Origin of the sequence: Streptomyces gamaensis (assembly GCF_042656465.1) — a bacterium.
Taxonomy (GTDB): Bacteria; Actinomycetota; Actinomycetes; order Streptomycetales; family Streptomycetaceae; genus Streptomyces; species Streptomyces gamaensis.
In genome coordinates this window covers 104,584-119,911 of the sequence record NZ_JBHSPB010000020.1, presented here as the reverse complement: position 1 = coordinate 119,911, position 15,328 = coordinate 104,584, and the positions used below count along the sequence as shown (strand labels likewise).

General features: G+C 70.5%; 17 protein-coding genes. 6 read left to right on the top strand and 11 right to left on the bottom strand.

All coding sequences use genetic code 11. From position 1 onward, the window contains the following. The 4 genes from ACFP1Z_RS27010 to ACFP1Z_RS26995 all read right to left on the bottom strand — a co-directional run. Positions 1-295: NUDIX hydrolase (locus ACFP1Z_RS27010; protein WP_390320235.1), on the bottom strand; the 295-nt coding region annotated here is incomplete at its 3' end. Between the two features lie 213 nt (positions 296-508). Beyond that, positions 509-1,069, bottom strand: a complete 561-nt coding sequence (locus ACFP1Z_RS27005; RefSeq protein ID WP_390320234.1) for an ATP-binding protein — start codon at positions 1,067-1,069, stop codon at positions 509-511. Positions 1,070-1,323: 254 nt separating this feature from the next. After that, positions 1,324-2,574 carry a helix-turn-helix domain-containing protein gene (locus ACFP1Z_RS27000; RefSeq protein ID WP_390320233.1) on the bottom strand — a complete coding sequence of 417 codons (1,251 nt, stop codon included), beginning with the start codon at positions 2,572-2,574 and terminating at the stop codon, positions 1,324-1,326. A 70-nt stretch (positions 2,575-2,644) separates the two neighbouring features. After that, positions 2,645-3,412: an alpha/beta fold hydrolase gene (locus ACFP1Z_RS26995; RefSeq protein WP_390320232.1), complete on the bottom strand. Its 768-nt coding sequence runs from the start codon at positions 3,410-3,412 to the stop codon at positions 2,645-2,647. A gap of 201 nt (positions 3,413-3,613) precedes the next feature. Between ACFP1Z_RS26995 and ACFP1Z_RS26990 the strand changes: the two genes are divergently transcribed. From ACFP1Z_RS26990 to ACFP1Z_RS26975, 4 genes are all read left to right on the top strand, one after another. Next, positions 3,614-4,150, top strand: coding sequence for a GNAT family N-acetyltransferase (locus ACFP1Z_RS26990; protein ID WP_390320231.1), 537 nt, complete (start codon positions 3,614-3,616; stop codon positions 4,148-4,150). Between the two features lie 101 nt (positions 4,151-4,251). Then, a complete protein-coding gene (locus ACFP1Z_RS26985; RefSeq protein WP_390320230.1) occupies positions 4,252-5,451 on the top strand; it encodes a helix-turn-helix domain-containing protein in 1,200 nt (399 codons plus the stop codon). A 137-nt stretch (positions 5,452-5,588) separates the two neighbouring features. After that, positions 5,589-5,996, top strand: coding sequence for an NUDIX domain-containing protein (locus ACFP1Z_RS26980; protein ID WP_390320229.1), 408 nt, complete (start codon positions 5,589-5,591; stop codon positions 5,994-5,996). Positions 5,997-6,776: 780 nt separating this feature from the next. Continuing rightward, positions 6,777-7,181 (top strand): VOC family protein, encoded by a 405-nt coding sequence (locus ACFP1Z_RS26975; protein WP_390320228.1) that lies wholly within the window; start codon positions 6,777-6,779, stop codon positions 7,179-7,181. A 122-nt stretch (positions 7,182-7,303) separates the two neighbouring features. Here ACFP1Z_RS26975 and ACFP1Z_RS26970 read toward each other — a convergent pair whose 3' ends face one another. After that, the gene (locus ACFP1Z_RS26970; protein ID WP_390320227.1) at positions 7,304-7,636 is read right to left on the bottom strand and encodes a GNAT family N-acetyltransferase; all 333 of its coding nucleotides are present in this window, start codon (positions 7,634-7,636) and stop codon (positions 7,304-7,306) included. Beyond that, positions 7,633-7,869: a hypothetical protein gene (locus ACFP1Z_RS26965; protein ID WP_390320226.1), complete on the bottom strand. Its 237-nt coding sequence runs from the start codon at positions 7,867-7,869 to the stop codon at positions 7,633-7,635. The genes ACFP1Z_RS26970 and ACFP1Z_RS26965 overlap by 4 nt, the downstream gene beginning before the upstream one ends. A gap of 84 nt (positions 7,870-7,953) precedes the next feature. Here ACFP1Z_RS26965 and ACFP1Z_RS26960 point away from each other — a divergent pair, with 84 nt between their 5' ends. Both ACFP1Z_RS26960 and ACFP1Z_RS26955 read left to right on the top strand, forming a co-directional pair. Continuing rightward, positions 7,954-9,168, top strand: coding sequence for a helix-turn-helix domain-containing protein (locus ACFP1Z_RS26960; protein WP_390320225.1), 1,215 nt, complete (start codon positions 7,954-7,956; stop codon positions 9,166-9,168). Between the two features lie 61 nt (positions 9,169-9,229). Continuing rightward, entirely contained in the window at positions 9,230-9,520 is a 291-nt protein-coding gene (locus ACFP1Z_RS26955; RefSeq protein ID WP_390320224.1) for a hypothetical protein, read from the top strand. 213 nt (positions 9,521-9,733) lie between these two features. Here ACFP1Z_RS26955 and ACFP1Z_RS26950 read toward each other — a convergent pair whose 3' ends face one another. The 5 genes from ACFP1Z_RS26950 to ACFP1Z_RS26930 form a co-directional block, all read right to left on the bottom strand. Next, entirely contained in the window at positions 9,734-10,579 is an 846-nt protein-coding gene (locus tag ACFP1Z_RS26950) for an NAD(P)H-binding protein (protein ID WP_390320223.1), read from the bottom strand. Next, complete coding sequence (locus tag ACFP1Z_RS26945) at positions 10,576-11,793, bottom strand: FAD-dependent monooxygenase (RefSeq protein WP_390320222.1); 1,218 nt, start codon at positions 11,791-11,793, stop codon at positions 10,576-10,578. Before ACFP1Z_RS26945 ends, ACFP1Z_RS26950 begins: the two co-directional genes overlap by 4 nt. Beyond that, positions 11,794-13,197 (bottom strand): MFS transporter, encoded by a 1,404-nt coding sequence (locus tag ACFP1Z_RS26940; RefSeq protein ID WP_390320221.1) that lies wholly within the window; start codon positions 13,195-13,197, stop codon positions 11,794-11,796. Positions 13,198-13,367: 170 nt separating this feature from the next. Continuing rightward, positions 13,368-14,069, bottom strand: a complete 702-nt coding sequence (locus ACFP1Z_RS26935; RefSeq protein WP_390320220.1) for a thiaminase II/PqqC family protein — start codon at positions 14,067-14,069, stop codon at positions 13,368-13,370. A gap of 6 nt (positions 14,070-14,075) precedes the next feature. Further along, on the bottom strand, positions 14,076-15,275 hold the full coding sequence (locus tag ACFP1Z_RS26930; RefSeq protein WP_390320219.1) for a cytochrome P450: 1,200 nt from the start codon (positions 15,273-15,275) through the stop codon (positions 14,076-14,078). Positions 15,276-15,328: the final 53 nt, after the last annotated feature.

Sequence of the window (15,328 nt, the reverse complement as noted above, 5' to 3'; positions counted from 1 at the left end):
TCAGGCCGCGAGCTTCGTACAGGTGCACGCGGGCGGTGGACTCCAGGGTGATGGCGTAGGAGCCGAGGAAGCCCCACCGCGTGGCGGTGATCCCGGCTTCCTCCATCAGCTCGCGCCGGGCGCATTCCTCCGGTGTCTCGCCGTCTTCGCGGCGGCCGCCGGGGAGGAACAGGTACTCGCCGCCGTGCCGGGGGAAGTCGGACTGCAGGACGGCGACGAGGCCCTGGGCGTCGCGGGCCACCACTACGGCGGCATCGCGGACCGGGCCTCGTCCTTCTTGGACCTCGTCGCTCATGCCGAGCGAGCGTAGCGGCGGGTCTCAGAGCATCGTGGCCGCGTAGGGAACATTCATCACCACCGGGTGGGCGATGCCCCGGTCGGGTGTCGGTGCAGGGCCCACCGGGTGGCGTGCCACCGTCAGTTGAAGGCAGTTGGTGCAGCCGGCGCGACCCGGCACGGCGTGCCGAGACCGGGCGGGCACGGCGGGCTGGCCGCTGCTGCGGGGGCCTCATGAGTGCTGCGCCTCCTGGTGCGCGAGGAGCTGCTCGTAGAGGCCCATGGCCTTGAAGACCAGCCCCTCACGGCTGGCCACTGCCCGGGCCAGGACCAGGCCCGTGCATGTGCCGCAGTAGCGACGGGGCTCCGTACCGGGCCCAGGTCTTGCTCTGACCAGGAGTTCGGCCCACACCTGCTTGCCCCGCTCCCGGCTGTCGGTGCCCCACCGGTCGGCCAGGGCGTCGACGATCGCCAGCCCCCGCCCCGTCCGGTCGTCGGCCGACACCGCACGCGGCCTCGGGTGCGCACGGGAGTTGTCGACCACCGCGACCCGCAGCCAGCTGGTTGCCGGGCGGGACACCGCGACGCGAACAGTGGGACCGTGAGCATGCAGGACCGCGTTGGTGACCAGCTCCGAGACGATCAGTTGCGTCGGTTCGACGAGTTCACCAAGGCCCCAGGTGCGTAAGGCCCGGCTCACGAGCAGCCGCGCCCTCCGCGCAGCCGTCGGCACCCGCTCCATGGTCTCGGTGTAGAGGAGGGCGCCGGTCCTGGGTCGCGCAGTCGGCGTCATGGTCGCCTCGACCGGTTTCGATGCGCTGCTGGGTGATCGCTCCGTTTCCTTCGGGGCGCACCCCGGGTGCCAGTACGCAACGATCGCAGCGGAGCCCCGGCAGTAGCTTTGGGCACTCTCGTCAACCCTTCACTGGTCAGTGGACACACCCCGGACCGCACCTGTCAGGGTCGCGGGGGATGGTCCGACGGTCCGTCGATGAGTGACCGTACGGCTCTGGTGAAGGGAGAGGGGGCACACTTTGTGCCCCCTGGTCACGCTGCCAGCACGCCGATTTTGACCGCCAGTTCGCTTGCCCGGCGGCGCTGGGCCGGACTCTTCGAGCCGGCCTCCTCCAAGACGATGCGTCGGGCGTAGCCGTTGTAGCGGATCGTCTCCGGTGCCGCCTCATAGGCTTTGTCCAGGGCGGCCAGTGCCGCTCCTGTCTGCCCGTCGAGTTGGTATCCGCGTGCTTCCTCGATGCGGTGCCGTGCGCGCCGTGGCCGGGAGGGGATCGTGCTGGCATCCGCGGCAGCCGCCTGCCGAACGCTCTCGGCGCCCGCGTGCAGTTCGACAGCGATCGTGACCGCGTGCGCCCCCATGATGGCGCGCGAGAACGACGTCACCGGGTGGTAGTAGTCGGCAGGGAGCCGGTCGGCCATGGCGCGAGCCGTGTCCCAGTACCGCCATGCTGTTCCGGTGTCCCCCCGACGGGCGGCCGTGTATCCGGCCTCGAATTGAAGCGCGCCGGCAATGGCGAGAACATCGTCATGCGCATCGGGCAGAAGGGGCTCCAAGTACCGGAGGGTTGCCAGATTCACCGCGTCGGCCGCGTCGAAGTGCGCCGGTCCGCTGTCGCGATGAGCTTGCGCTGCCAGCCAGGCCGAGACGCCGATGGCGTGAGGATCCTCGGATTCCTGGGCAGAGACCATTCCGCGCTCCACGACGCGCCACAGCAGCGATGCGTCCGGCTGGTAGGCGAGGAAGAACTGGCTCAGGCTGTAGACCTCGGACAGCACGGCTTGAGCCTTGCGCCGATCGTCGGCCGAGTCGGAACGTAGCACGGCGAGTTGTGCGTCCCGGATGAGATCGGGCAACAGAGCACCGATGACGTCCCGGTGATTGGGTGCAGAATGCCGCGCGGTCCACGCTCGGGCGAGTCGCTGCCGCAGGTGCGTCTGAGTCGGCGCCTCCTTCTGCGCAGGCACGGGGAACTCGTTGATGACGGCGCGGACTTGGGGCAGGCGGGCGTGACCGGGGCCGGTGAACAGGCTCACCGCCATCGACTGGTCACCCGTGAGGTCGGAAAGGTCTCTCACCCTGAGCGCTTCCGCAATGCGCAATATCACGGGCAGTTTGGGCATGTGAAGGCGTCCGCCTTCCACCTGCTTGACCCAGCTCGACGACTTGCCCACCAACCCGGCCAGGACATCACGGCTCATGCCGCGACGGGTCCGGAGGATCTGCATACGCTGGCCGAAGACGATCGGCTCGGTGAACGGGTCCGGGGGAGCATCGGGAGACACGGCCTTGCCCCTCTCTGTGCAGCTCGTCACCCTCAGAGTACGGGGTAGGGCCGTCGTCGCGTCCTTTGTCTCAGTGCGCGAGTGCTTCTGCGGTGGCGCGGGCGAAGGCGTCCGGGTTGTCCAGCATGATGTTGTGTCCGCAGTCCGGGATCGGCACCACGGCCACCCCCGCCTCGGTGAGTTCGTCGGTGCCGGAGAGCGGCCCGTCGGCCTCCGGCAGCAGGTAAGTGCGGGGAAGCTTCAGGTCCAACAGGAGTTCGCGCATGGTGGGGACGGTGCCACGGGTGAGCTGGACCGCGCTGCGGTGCAGGGCCTGCCGGTCGGTCAGGCGCATGGTGGCCCACCAGTGCTGGCCGACCCGGTCGCGGACCTCTTCCCAGCCGCCGGCCAGGAATTCCCGCTCGGAGTAGGCCGCTATACCGGCGCTGCCGCCAGAGCCCGGATCGGGCGGGATCGGGTCGAGGTTGGCATCGACCAGGACCAGTCGGGAGACCAACTGCGGGTGACGGGCGGCCAGGACGATGGCCACCGAGCCACCCATGCTGTGGGCGATCAGCTCCGCACCGGTGACACCCGCAACGGCCAGCGCTTCCGCGAGGGCATCGGCGTGCGCCTCCAGGGTGTAGTCGAAGTCCGCCGGGCGGTCGCTGATGCCGTGACCGAGCAAGTCGATCAGCAATGAACGACGACCGGTCAGCAGAGGGTGAACCGCGATCTCCGCGAAGTACGCAGGTGACGTGGCACCCAGACCGTGCACGTAGACGCGGGAAGGCTCCCGCCCCGGCAGCTCGACCCAGCGGATCCGGTCACCCTCGGTCGTCACGACAGCGTTACGCACAGCCTGGCTCTCCTGCAATCACGATCGGCAGAGAGGCGACAGTACCTGCCCGCGCTCTGCGCCTCACCACCCACTCGGCGAGGGGGCTATCGTCGAGGGGCGGTGTCCCGCGTACCAGGGGTCACAAGCCGCCTGGGACCTCCCCTCCGCGCCGGCCCTGATGTGTGCGTACGAGAGTTGGGGCGAGCGCCACCGCCAAGAATGGAGACGTACGTGACGACACTCCACGTCCGCACCTACAGCCACGATGACGCGGCCGACATCCGGCAGACCCTCCTGGACGTGCACGCCGACGCCTACGCGGACCGATTGGACGATGCGTTCGTCCAGAAATTCCCCTGGTTCGTGGACCACTGGAGCAGCCACCCGCAATTCTCCTGCGTGATCGGCTACGACGGAGCCGAGCCCGTCGGGTACGCCTACGGCGCGGCCGCCAACCCCGGCCGCGAGTGGTGGCGCGGACACCTCGAGCCCGCCCCTGCCAAGGACCGCACCTTCCACCTCTCCGAGCTCATGGTGCGCCCCAAGTGGCGCAAGACCGGCGCCGCCGAGCGGCTGCACCGCGCGCTCCTCGACACTCGTGACCACGATCTCGCCGTATTGCTCGTGGACGTTACCCACCCCAAAGTCCAGGCCCTGTACGAGTCGTGGACGTACCGGAAGGCCGGCGAACGGCAACCGTTCCCCGACTCCCCGCTGTACGCAGTCATGGTCGCGACATTGCCGCTCGCCGACTGAGCACACGCGGGCTCTTCCGGCGTCGTCGTGCGCTCGGACTGCTGTTCAGGGCATACGAACTTGCACAGTGGAGGTGCTCCATGGCGTAGCACGCTGGGAACATGAAAGTGACCCACTGCGCCGAAGGGGATCTGATGGCCCACGAGGAACGTACGCCGGGAGCGGGCAAGAACGTCGCTGTCCTCCGCAAGGAGCACAACCTGAGCCAAGCCCAGCTGGCTCGACGTGCCGGTGTATCGCTGTCGACGCTGAGCAAGGTCGAAGGCGGTGACCGAGTCCTGACCGAGGGGATGGCCGCCGCTGTCGCCGGCGCGATGGGCATCACCCTTGATGAGGTCTTGGGTAAAGCTCCGGTCGCGAGCGAAGACGACCTCAGGAACCTTCGAACGGCGATGCGCCACTTCGACCTCGCGGGCGAACCACCACGTCCGGTCGGAGAGTTGAGGAAGGGCCTTGCGAAGCTCACGGCACACCGGTTCAACACCGACCTGGCCGAAGTCCTCGCACTGTTGCCGGACGTCCTGAGCCGTGCTCAGAACTTCGCTCATTCCGCGCGGACGCCGGACGCCTGGACGCTCGTAGCCGACACGTACAGCACTGTCTATTGGGTGGCCGCCCGCCATCGATGGCTTGAGCTCTGTGAGCTGGCTTCCGCCAAGCAGATGCTTGCCGCCGAGCGGGCGACGCCGCTGGTCGGGATTGTCGCGGCTCGCGACCAGGCAGGAATATTCCTCAACAACGGTGATTTCGCGGGCGGTTTGGCCGTGGTCGAGCAAGCCATCACGCAGGCGGAATCGACGCTGACCGGACCCGAGCGGGCATTCGGCCTGGGCTGTCTTCACCTTCGGGGGCTGACCCTCGCGGGCCGGCTGAGGGACAAGACCGAGGCGGACAAGCACATTGAACGGGCGCAACGGTACGCCGAGGAGTTCCCCGAGGACGTGGTCAAGCACGAGATGCACTTCGGCCCGCAGAACACGGCGGTTCACGTCATCTCGACATCAGGCGATATCCAAAGGCACAGCAAGGCACTTCAGGTGTCCCGGGACCTCCAGAGGCAGAGGATCGCGCTTCCCGCCACACGGATCGGCCCGATGCACTTGGACACCTCGCGGGCCCGGCTGGCTCTCGGCGATCGGGATGGTGCGCTGGACTCCCTTGAGCAGGCGTGGGAGGTGGCTCCGCAACTCGCGAAGGTGCACCCGACCAGTCAGGAACTGTTCCGCGTCTTGGTGTCGCTCCACAAGCGGAGCAACCCGCGGCTCAACAAGATTGCCAAGCGAGTCGAGATCTCGGTCTGAGTCGGCGCTCGGTGATGAACAGGGCGCACACGCGATGGTCTCCGTTTGGCACGTTGCAGGCGATGCCCACTTGAGGTGGACGATCCGGATCACCAGCTGGATCAAAATCCTGTTCTCTGCGGTTGCGAGAGGACGTCATGACTGCGAACCGGGTGAGAGGCCCCGGCTGCCTGGCGATGGTCCTCAACGGGCAAGGCGAGATCCTTCTTCAGCTCCGGGACGACACGGCCGATATCTCCTGGCCCGGCCACTGGTCACTGCCCGGTGGCGGGCGGGAGCCAGGCGAGGCCCCTCTCCAGACGATCCTCCGCGAACTCACCGAAGAGACCGGAATCTCCCCCGAGGCGATCCACGAGTTCGCGGTCTCTGCCTACGAGCCGCCCAAGACCCCACCCCACGTCTTCATCGCCACGTGGACAGGCGACGAACGCGGGCTCATCGTCGGCGAAGGGCAAGCACTTCGCTTCTTTCCCCTGGACCGGCTGCCCGAGAAGATGCCGCCACACATGCGGCATTACCTGCGCCAACTCTGCCCCAGCCCATAGCCCGTCTCGCCGGTACCGCAGCTTGGAGTTCGGCGCTCACACCTTGCTCCGGGGCGTCCGTCAGAACCCCTCGCTACGTCCAAAACCAGTGTGGGCTAGGCAAGTTGTCTCGCGTAGAGTCGTTTCACGTGCATCATCGGCCTAAACGGGGGTTACTTCATGGTCACCGTGATCCGCTCTGCACTGCTAGCCGGCGTGTCTGTTGCCGTGCTGGCTCTGGGAACTGCAGTGTCCGAAGCCGCCGATGGCTCCGCGGGCCCGGCAGCATCCGCGGGCCCCGGGCACACCAAGATCGGCGATATCCAGGCGCCGGGGCACACCAGCCCGGGCGAGCTCACCGAACCGGCCCACAGTAGGACGGGGGAGCTCGCATCGCCCGGCCACACCAGGCACGGCGAGTTCAGCCCGGGCCACACCAGGAACGGCGAGTAACAATCCCAGGCTGCGGACATGGAATGTAGAGGAGTCGAAGGCGCGCATCGGGTATACCGAAGAGCTCGCAGCCCGTGCCGAGGCGTACGACGGTCCTCCGGTCTTCGACTGCACCTACGCCCCAGCTCTCCGCCCGGAACGTCGCTAGTCACAGTGGGCCGGTCGCTGTCGATGCGGCGCGGTTCCGTCTTGGCGACGGTGTGTGGCCGTCATCGGCGGCTACTCGGTGCGGCCCTCGACACCGTGCGGGGTGTTGCTTAGGATCACGGGCACGGCATCGCGTGTCGGTCACCGGCTGGGTGAGGCATGGAGGTGCCCGTGAGATTGCCTTGCGGAGGCATCCCACACATGTCAGTCGAGTTGAATCACACCATCATCCATGCCCGGGACAACCGGGAGTCGGCCGAGTTCCTGGCACACATCCTGGGACTTGAGGTCGGGACCGAGTCCGGTCCGTTCATTCCCGTGGCCACCAGCAACGGGGTCACCTTGGACTTCGCCGCCATCCCGGCGGGGTCGATCGTCATGCAGCACTACGCTTTCCTCGTCTCCGACGAGGAGTTCGACGCGGCCTTCGCGCGTATCCAGCAGGCCGGGATCATGTACTACGCCGACCCGAATCTGAAGCAGCCGGGAGAGATCAACCACCACTATGGTGGACGCGGCCTGTACTTCATGGATCCGGCCGGGCACGGCATGGAGATCATCACGCGACCCTATGGCAGCCAGGAGCAGACGTCCACGACTTCGTGAGGCAGTGGTAGGCCGGGGAGTGCCCTGGCCTACCACTTTATGGCGCAGGTCAACTGCCGGAGTTGCGCGCGGTGTCCGGCCTGTCGGCGGCCGTTGGTGATCTCCACCGGTTGTCTAAAGGATCAGCCGCCGAGAGCGGCGATCACGGCGGACGGGCCGGAGAAGTCCTCGGGCAACGCGTCCATGAGGAGTTCGTCCACGGGTTGTCCGAGCCGGTATCCGGACTTCCGTAGCCGTCCGGATGGGCGGAACCCCGCCTTTTCGTAGGCAGCGACTCCGGCACGGTTGGGCTCCAGTACCTTCAACCACACCATGCGCAGGGCGGCCATGTGGAACGCCCAGTCCAGCGTCAGCCGGGCCGCCTCTGTCGCATGCCCTTTCCCCCGCTCGTTCGGGGCAAGCGCAATCACGAACTCAGCTGTGCGCACATAGGTGTTGACGTGGAGGACCGTCATCCCCACGGCCGTCTGTCTTTGAGTCGCAAGACCTCGAACTGTTGATAACGCTCGTTGCTCCTCTGCCGCTCGTACCCAGCGGCACGGACCTCCCACGACTGCGCCCACTGGTTGCCGTAACCGAGGATGGTCCGGGCGTCGTTCTCCCACTTGTGGTACTCGGGCAGCATGTCTTCGCGGGGCATCCCCAGGGCAAGGCTCTCGCCCGTCAGGAGGATGTGCGGGTCACTCACGGTCGTGCTCCTCTTCCCCGCGTAGGGCTCGTGGCGTTTCGCGGCCAGTGCTGACTCGCCCCGCTCCGGCGTAGGTTCGGGTCCATGGCTACTGAGCATCTCGGCGACCGTATCGCGCGACTGCGCCGCCTTGCTGATCTCACCCAAGAGGGGCTGTCCGAACGGTCCGGCGTGTGCGTGGACGTGATCCGGAGACTTGAGCAGCGCAGGAAGCACAGTGCGCGGCTGCCGACGCTTCATGCGCTCGCCAAGGGGCTGGGTGTGGAGCTGACGGCCCTGCTGGGAGATCCGCCGGGCGTCCCGTCGAGCGGTGAGGCCGATCCTCCCCAGCTGGTCGCCGTCCGGCGCGCGATCATGCCGCCGCTGTTCGCTCCTCCCGCCGAGCCGACCGGCGTTGAGAAGCTGTCTCTGCCCCTCTTGCGGGCCGAACTCGCGGATGGGTGGACGTTGTACCACTCGGCGGAGTTCGGGCGCCTCATGGACGTACTGCCGGGCATCATCGCTGACGCCCGTCTGCTCGCCGCTGTGGGGAGCGCGGAGCAGCGGGCGGCCGGGCAGGCGGCACTCGGCAAGGCCCTGCAATTGGGCGGGCACTTGGCGATCCGGCTCGGCAAGACCGACCTGGCCCTGTCCGCGCTGGAGCGCGCTTACGCAGCAGCCGGCGACTCGTCGGACCCGTTGCTGGCCGCGATGGTGTCGAACTCGGTGGCGTGGGCCTATCAGCGGCAGGCCCGGTTGGAGGACGCGCGGAACCTTGCCGTCCACGCGGCGGACGGGGTGGAGCGGGAGCACGCGGATACGGCGGAAGGTGTCCGTGTGTGGGGCGGTCTGCTGATGTCCGCGGCCACGTCGTACGCGCGCAGCGATGACTATGAGACCGCCAACGAGATGATGGTGACGGCCGAGAAGGCTGCGGGTCGTCTGGCGACGCTTCCGCCGCCTGCCGACAGCAAGTTGATCTCGGTGTTCAGTCGGTCGTCAGTACGCATCGAACGGGTGCGTCTCGCTGTGCAGCATGAGCGGCCGGAAGAGGCGCTGAGGCTGGCCAGGGGCATAAGGCTCAGCAAGGACACCCCGCCGTCGTGGCGGACCTGGCTGCTGTTGGACGTAGCCCGCGCCCATACGGACATCGGGGACGCCGCAGGAGCCGTGAAAGCGCTGGAGAGGCTCCGGCGGGTGGCCCCTGGGTGGATGCGGCATCACACGCTGGCTGTGGCGATTGTCGGCGATCTGTGGAACGGACCGGCGCGGCCACCGGGCCTTCGCAAGCTCGCCGAGTTCTTGGGCGTGGCCAACTAGCGTGTGAGACTGGGACGTTCCGTCCCTGGGGTCACGGAGAACCCGACAGCACGATCGGTGCATGACCGAGCCGATCCGATACAGCACCACGCCGGTCGGGCTGCCGTTGCGCCTGGGACTGGAACCGCCGCCCGTTGAGGACCGCACGTGCTGCGCCAACGGCAACAAGATCAAGCAGGCCCGCATCAAAGCACTCGCCGAGGGGCGCCACGAGACGGCCGGACGGCTGGCCGAAGCTCTGGCGCGCCACCAGCGCTCGACGCACGGGCAGCCCGTCACCCGCAAGGAGTCGCTCAGCGCGCGCGTCGCGGCCGCCAACGCCCAGAGCTGGAAGGCGGCGAACCGGTGGTGAGTACTACGGAGACGGAGGTCCCGGTGTGCCGGAAGTGCCTGTGCCTGGTGGTACTGCGCGCTGGGGCGCGGCGCTTGAGGGAATGGGACAGACTGGCCGAGCTCGAAGCGGAGTTGGAGCGGCATCGGCGGGAGGTGCACTCATGACCGCACCGCACATGCGCAACGTAGTGCCCGTGCCGCATTCGTCCGGGCCCGGCAGCCGCTGCCGCCCTCAAGCAAAGTCCCCCAGATGCGCCCCGACCCACTCCTCGAACGTGCCTGGCGCCCGCCCCGTCAGCTCCGTGACCGTCGGCAGCGGCAGCCCGCCCCGCCGTGGATCGGCGTCGGCCTGGGCGAGGAGGAGGCCGTCGACGTAGTCGGCCGGAAGCCCCGTGGCGGTCATCGCCTGCCGTGCCGTCTCTACGGGTGCGTCCACGAAGCGCAGGGGTCTGCCGAGTGCCTCGGCGAGCAGTTGGGTGCGCTCGTGGGCGGACAGGGCCTGCGGGCCGGTGAGGGTGTACGTGTCGGCTTCGTGGCCGGGGGCGGTCAGGGCCTGTACGGCTGCCTCGGCGACGTCGGCCGGGTCGACGACGGCCTGCCGGAGGGTGCCGAAGGGCTGGTAGACGGTGTTCTCGGCGGTGATCGACCAACTCCATTGCAGGGCATTGGACATGAAGGCCGCCGGGCGCAGCACCGTGCAGCGTGCGCCTGAGCGGCGGTAGGCGTCCTCGGCGGCGGCGTGTGCGGCCCCGTACGGTCCGGCGGGGGGTGCGAGGGCCGCTACGGAGGACACCTTGACCACGTCCTGCACCCCGTGGCGGGCCACTGCGTCGGCGAGGGCCGCGTCGTGGGCCGGGGCGTGCGGGCCGGCCGTGGCGATGAACGCGGCCGTCGCTCCGGCCAGTGCCCGGTTGGCGGTGCCGGGGTGGTCGAGGTCGGCGTGGACGACTTCTGCGCCGGGGCCGAAGGCCGACCGGTCGGCAGAGCGGGTCAATGCCCGGGGACACAGGCCTAGTTCGACTAGCCGTCGGACTACGACGCGGCCTACGTTACCGCTCGCCCCGACGACAGCGATCACGCCAGCGCCCCGGCCGGCACCGGCGGCGGGGTCCAGTCGCCGATCCGCGCCAGGGCCGCCTCCCCGGCGCGCGGCGGCGCCAGGACCGTCAGCAGGTTGCGTGCCAGGACGTGCCACCATGCGTCTCCCATCTTCATCCGGCCCGCCCGGTGCGAGGCGTCCACGACCGACTGGGCGCGCGGTCTGCGGCGGGCGTCGTAGGCCGCAAGAGCCGCCGGCACGCCGTGCCCCTCGGCGAAGGCGGCACACAGGGCGGCGCACAGGACGACGGCGTCCTCCAGGGCCTGGCAGGCGCCCTGGCCCAGGTCGGAGGTCATGGCGTGCGCGGCGTCGCCCAGCAGGGCGGTGCGTCCGCGCACGTACGACGGCAGTCCGGGGCGCAGCTCGAACACGTCGTGGTGCAGGACGTGTCCGGGCGGGGTGGCGTACAGCAGCGCCGGGATCGGGGCGTGCCAGCGGCCGAACCTCCGCAGGACCTCACCGTGTTCGCCCGTACTGTGTGCACCCTGCGGGGTGTTGGCGACGGCGTACCAGTAGACGCGGCCGTCGGCGAGCGGCATTCTGCCGAACTCCAGCCCCCGGCCCCACGTCGTGCCGCCGGGCTCCCTGCGGTCCGTCTCGGCGATGCCGCGCCACACGCTGTGTCCGCTGTAGACGGGGTGCGGGGCGTCCGGCCACAGCAGGGCGCGCAGGCGGCTGTTGAGGCCGTCGGCTGCGACGACGAGATCAGCGGTGAACGGGCCGCACGGGGCGCCCGAGGCGCCGTGGCAGTGGACGCGGATCCCTTCCCCCTCCGCGAGGTCCTCCAGCGCGACGGCCTCGACGCCGGTGAGGACGCTCCCCGGCGGGAGGGCCTCGGCGAGGGCCCGGTGCAGGGCCTCGCGCGGGAGGACGGCGGTGGACAGGCCGTGGCGGCGTACGAACCCGGGGTCGGCTGGCCGCATCAGCCGCCGCCCCGACGGGGTACGGACGCCGTCGCCGCCGGGCAGCATCGTGGCCGCCTCCGCGCGGATCCGGGCGCCGACGCCGAGCCGGTCCAGGGACCGTTGGGCGTTGGCCAGCAGGGAGATGCCGGCGCCCTCGGCCCGCAGGGCGTCGGCGCGTTCCAGGACCCGTACCCGGCAGCCGATGCGGGCGAGACCGGCGGCGGCCGCCAGCCCGCCGATGCCCGCGCCCACCACGACAGCCTCAAGGGGCCTGCTCCGTCCGCGCATTCAGATCCTCTCCTCCGGGCGGCCGGAGCGGCCCTCGATCAGCAGGGACGTGACCAAGGCGAGCGCGATGACGCCGGTCACCAGCCACAGGGCGGCCCGGAAGCCCGTGGCCGCGTCGGGTCCGGCGAGCCGGGACGTCAGCAGGAAGCCCAGGGAAGAACCGATGCCGTACGCCGCCGAGTTGACGCCGGGCAGCAGGCTCGGTTGCCCGGCCGGGGCGAGCATCGCGCTGAGCCCGTTCAAGGGGGTCATGGCGCCTGCCAGGCCGAAGCCGACCAGGACCACCAGCGCCACCACGAGCCACTGCTGCCCGAGGCCCAGCGCGAGCGCGGCCAGCACCGGGACGGTCAGCGCGGTGGAGGCGCGCAGTACGCGCCGCCAGCCCACCCGGGCCGCCAGTGCCCCGACGGCGGGTGCCATCAGGACGTTGACCGCGCACACCGGCACGATGAACAGCAGCGCCGCACCGGTCGCCGAAAGCCCGTAGCCGAAGGCCCGGTTCTGGCTGAAGACCGGGATCACGAAGTTGATGGTGCTGAGCATGCCCATGGTGACGAAGGCGGAGGTGAGCAGCACCGGCCACGCCTGCCGCGACCGCAGGTAGCCGGGCGGGAACAGGGCGCCGGGCCGGTCGCGCGCGTCGGCCAGGAACACCCCGAACAGCACCAGCCCGACGACAGCCGTGCCCGCCGCGGCCGCCGTCGGCACCCGGCCCGCCGTGCCGATGCCGAGTTCCACGCAGGCCACAGCCAGGGACAGTAGGGCGAGCCCGCGCCGGTCCAGCCGCCCGTGCGGGACGCGCGCGGACTCGGGTACGGCCCGCAGCAGTACGGCCATGGTGAGCACCCCGAAACCGGCCATCACCGCGAACACCGTCCGGAACCCGTAGCGGTCGGTCAGCCACCCCGACAGCAGCCCGTCGAGCCCGACGATCCCGCCGTTCGCCGCCGTGATCAGTCCCATCGCCCGGCCGAACTCCCGTCGCGGCAGGGCCTCGCGCATGACCCGCAGCGCGAGCGGGAAGACGGCCGTCGCCGCGCTCTGCAGGGCCCGGCCCGCCACGAACACCACGACCGACGGCGCGAGCGCGGCCAGCACGCTGCCCACGACGGCCAGCGTCAGCGCCCCGGCCATCAGCGCCCGGGTCCGCCCGTAGTCGCTGCACGCGGCGAGGATGACCGACAGCAGTCCGCCGAGCAGGAAGAACAGTGCTTGCGCGAGACCGACCACGGCCGTGGTGGTGTGCAGGCGCCGGGTGATGTCGGGCAGGGCGGGGGTGGGCATCGAGATGCACAACTGGCAGGCGACGACGGCGAGAACGAGAGCGGTGAGGAGAAGTGCGGTGCCCTGGGGGCGGTGCGGGGGGCTGCCGGTGGGCGGGGCGGGGGCGGAGGTCTGCTCCATGGGGCTCCTTCGAGGGTCGCGGGTGTCGGTCGCGGGTGCCGGGCCGACGGCGGTCACGGAGGCGCGGGGCGTACGGGCGCGGGGGCGCGGTCGCCCGTCCGGCGTCGCGGTGACGGGGCCCCGCTCCGCCGCACAGCGGCTGCGGCGCCGCCGCTCCGGGTAGTACGCGGTCACGGCACCGAGGGCCGTACGGTCCGATCCGGATCCGACCCCGCCGCCAACACAGCGCTCGCGAAAGCAAATTCGTACCGCGCCCCCCGCAGATACCACTCGCCGACCTCCGCACGACGCGCGGCCCCCGCCCCCGCCCCCGCCGCGTACGCGTCGACCGCCGCCAGCACCGCCCGTACAGCGGCCCGTACGGGCTCCCCCGGCCGGTGGACCTCGACCCACGGCCGGTAGCGGGAGCCGGGCGCGCAGTGGGCGCCCAGGTCGGTGCACACCTCCAGGTGGAAGACCATGAACGGCAGCAGCGCGCCCAGGCCCGCCGCCCACGAGGCCGCCGCGGCGGCGGTGACCGCCGAGCACTGGGCCCGGGTCACCGGATGCGCCGCGACGCCGTCGGCTGCCGGCGGCGGCACTCCGAGCCGGGGCGCCAGCGCGGCCAGGGCCTCGCGCAGGCGGGCGGCCGAGTCCACGGTCTCGGCGGCGCACCGGGACAGCAGCAGCGCCGTCCCCGTGTCCCCGGCCGTGGCCGCGCAGTGTGCGAACGCCCGCCCGTAGCAGGGCAGAAGATGACCGGTGTCCTGCTCCACGAAGCGCGTCAGGGCCGCTCCGGGCAGCGTGCCCGCGCGCAGTCCGTTCCAGAAGGGGTGGTCGAGCACGGCCCGCAGTACGGGCGCGGCCGACGCGCGCAACTCGTCGCTGAACACGGCCCGCTACCCCCGCTGCCAGACGACGGGCAGGGACGCGGGCCGCGAGAAGGCGAGCCCGCTGCTCCACTCCAGTTGCGACTCGTCGACGGCGAGCCGGATGCCGGGCAGGGTGCGCAGCAACGCGCCGATGCCTGCCTGGAGTTCGATGCGGCCGAGCTGGGCGCCCAGGCAGTGGTGGATGCCGTGTCCGAAGGACAGGTGCGGGTTGGGGGCGCGGTCCGGGCGCAGCGCGTCGGGGTCGGTGAAGACTTCCGGGTCGCGGTTCGCGGCGTTGATGAGCGGCAGGACGGCGTCGCCCGCCGCGATCCGTACGCCGCCGATGGTCACGTCCTCGCGGGCGATGCGCAGCGCGCCCAGTCCGGCGCCCGCCTGCGAGCGGCGCAGCAGTTCCTCGACGGTGCCGGGCAGGGCCTCCGGTTCGTTCCGCAGCCGGGCGAGCTGCTGGGGGTGCCGCAGCAGGGTGAGGAGCGCGTGGGCCAGTCCGGCGGTGGTGGCGTGGTAGCCGGCGCCGAGCAACGTGTAGCCGAACGCGAGGAGTTCCTCGTCGTCGAGCCGGTCGCCGTCGTCGGCGGCCGCGACGAGGACGGTCAGCAGGTCGTCGGCGGGTTCCTTCCGTTTGGCCTCGATCAGCCCGGACAGATAGCGGCTGAGCGCCTCCCGGGCGGCCACGACCTCCGTGCGGCTGTCCCGCGCCCAGCTGAGCATGACGTCGGTCCAGGCGCGGAAGCGGGGGACGTCCGCGAAGGGCACGCCCAGCATCCGGCAGATCACGGTGATCGGCAGCGGTTGCGCGAGCCCGGCCATCACGTCCGCCGGGGGCCCGGCGGCAGCCATCGCCGCCGTCAGCTCGTCGGCCAGTGCCACGACTTCCGTGCTCAACTGCCGTATGCGGGCGGGTGAGAACGCCCGGGAGACCAGCCTGCGCAGCCGGGTGTGCTCCGGCGGGTCCGTCACGAACACCGACTTCGACCCCTCGGCGATGGGCAGCAGCCGGGGCGCTCCGGGCGCGGTGATCGCCTCCCGGCTGAAGCGGGTGTCGGACAGCACGCGCCGGACGTCCTCGTACCGGGTGACGAGCCAGACGGGGTCGCCGGTGGGGATGGTCACGCGGGTGACGGGTGCGTCGCGCAGCAACTCCGCGTACTCGGCGGGTGGTTCGAGGGGGTTCGGGGTGCGGAAGGGGAAGGGGGGTGGCGTGGGCATGGGTGGTAGCTCCTCGGGGTGGGTGGGGATGCCGGGCGGGGGCGTGTGCGGGC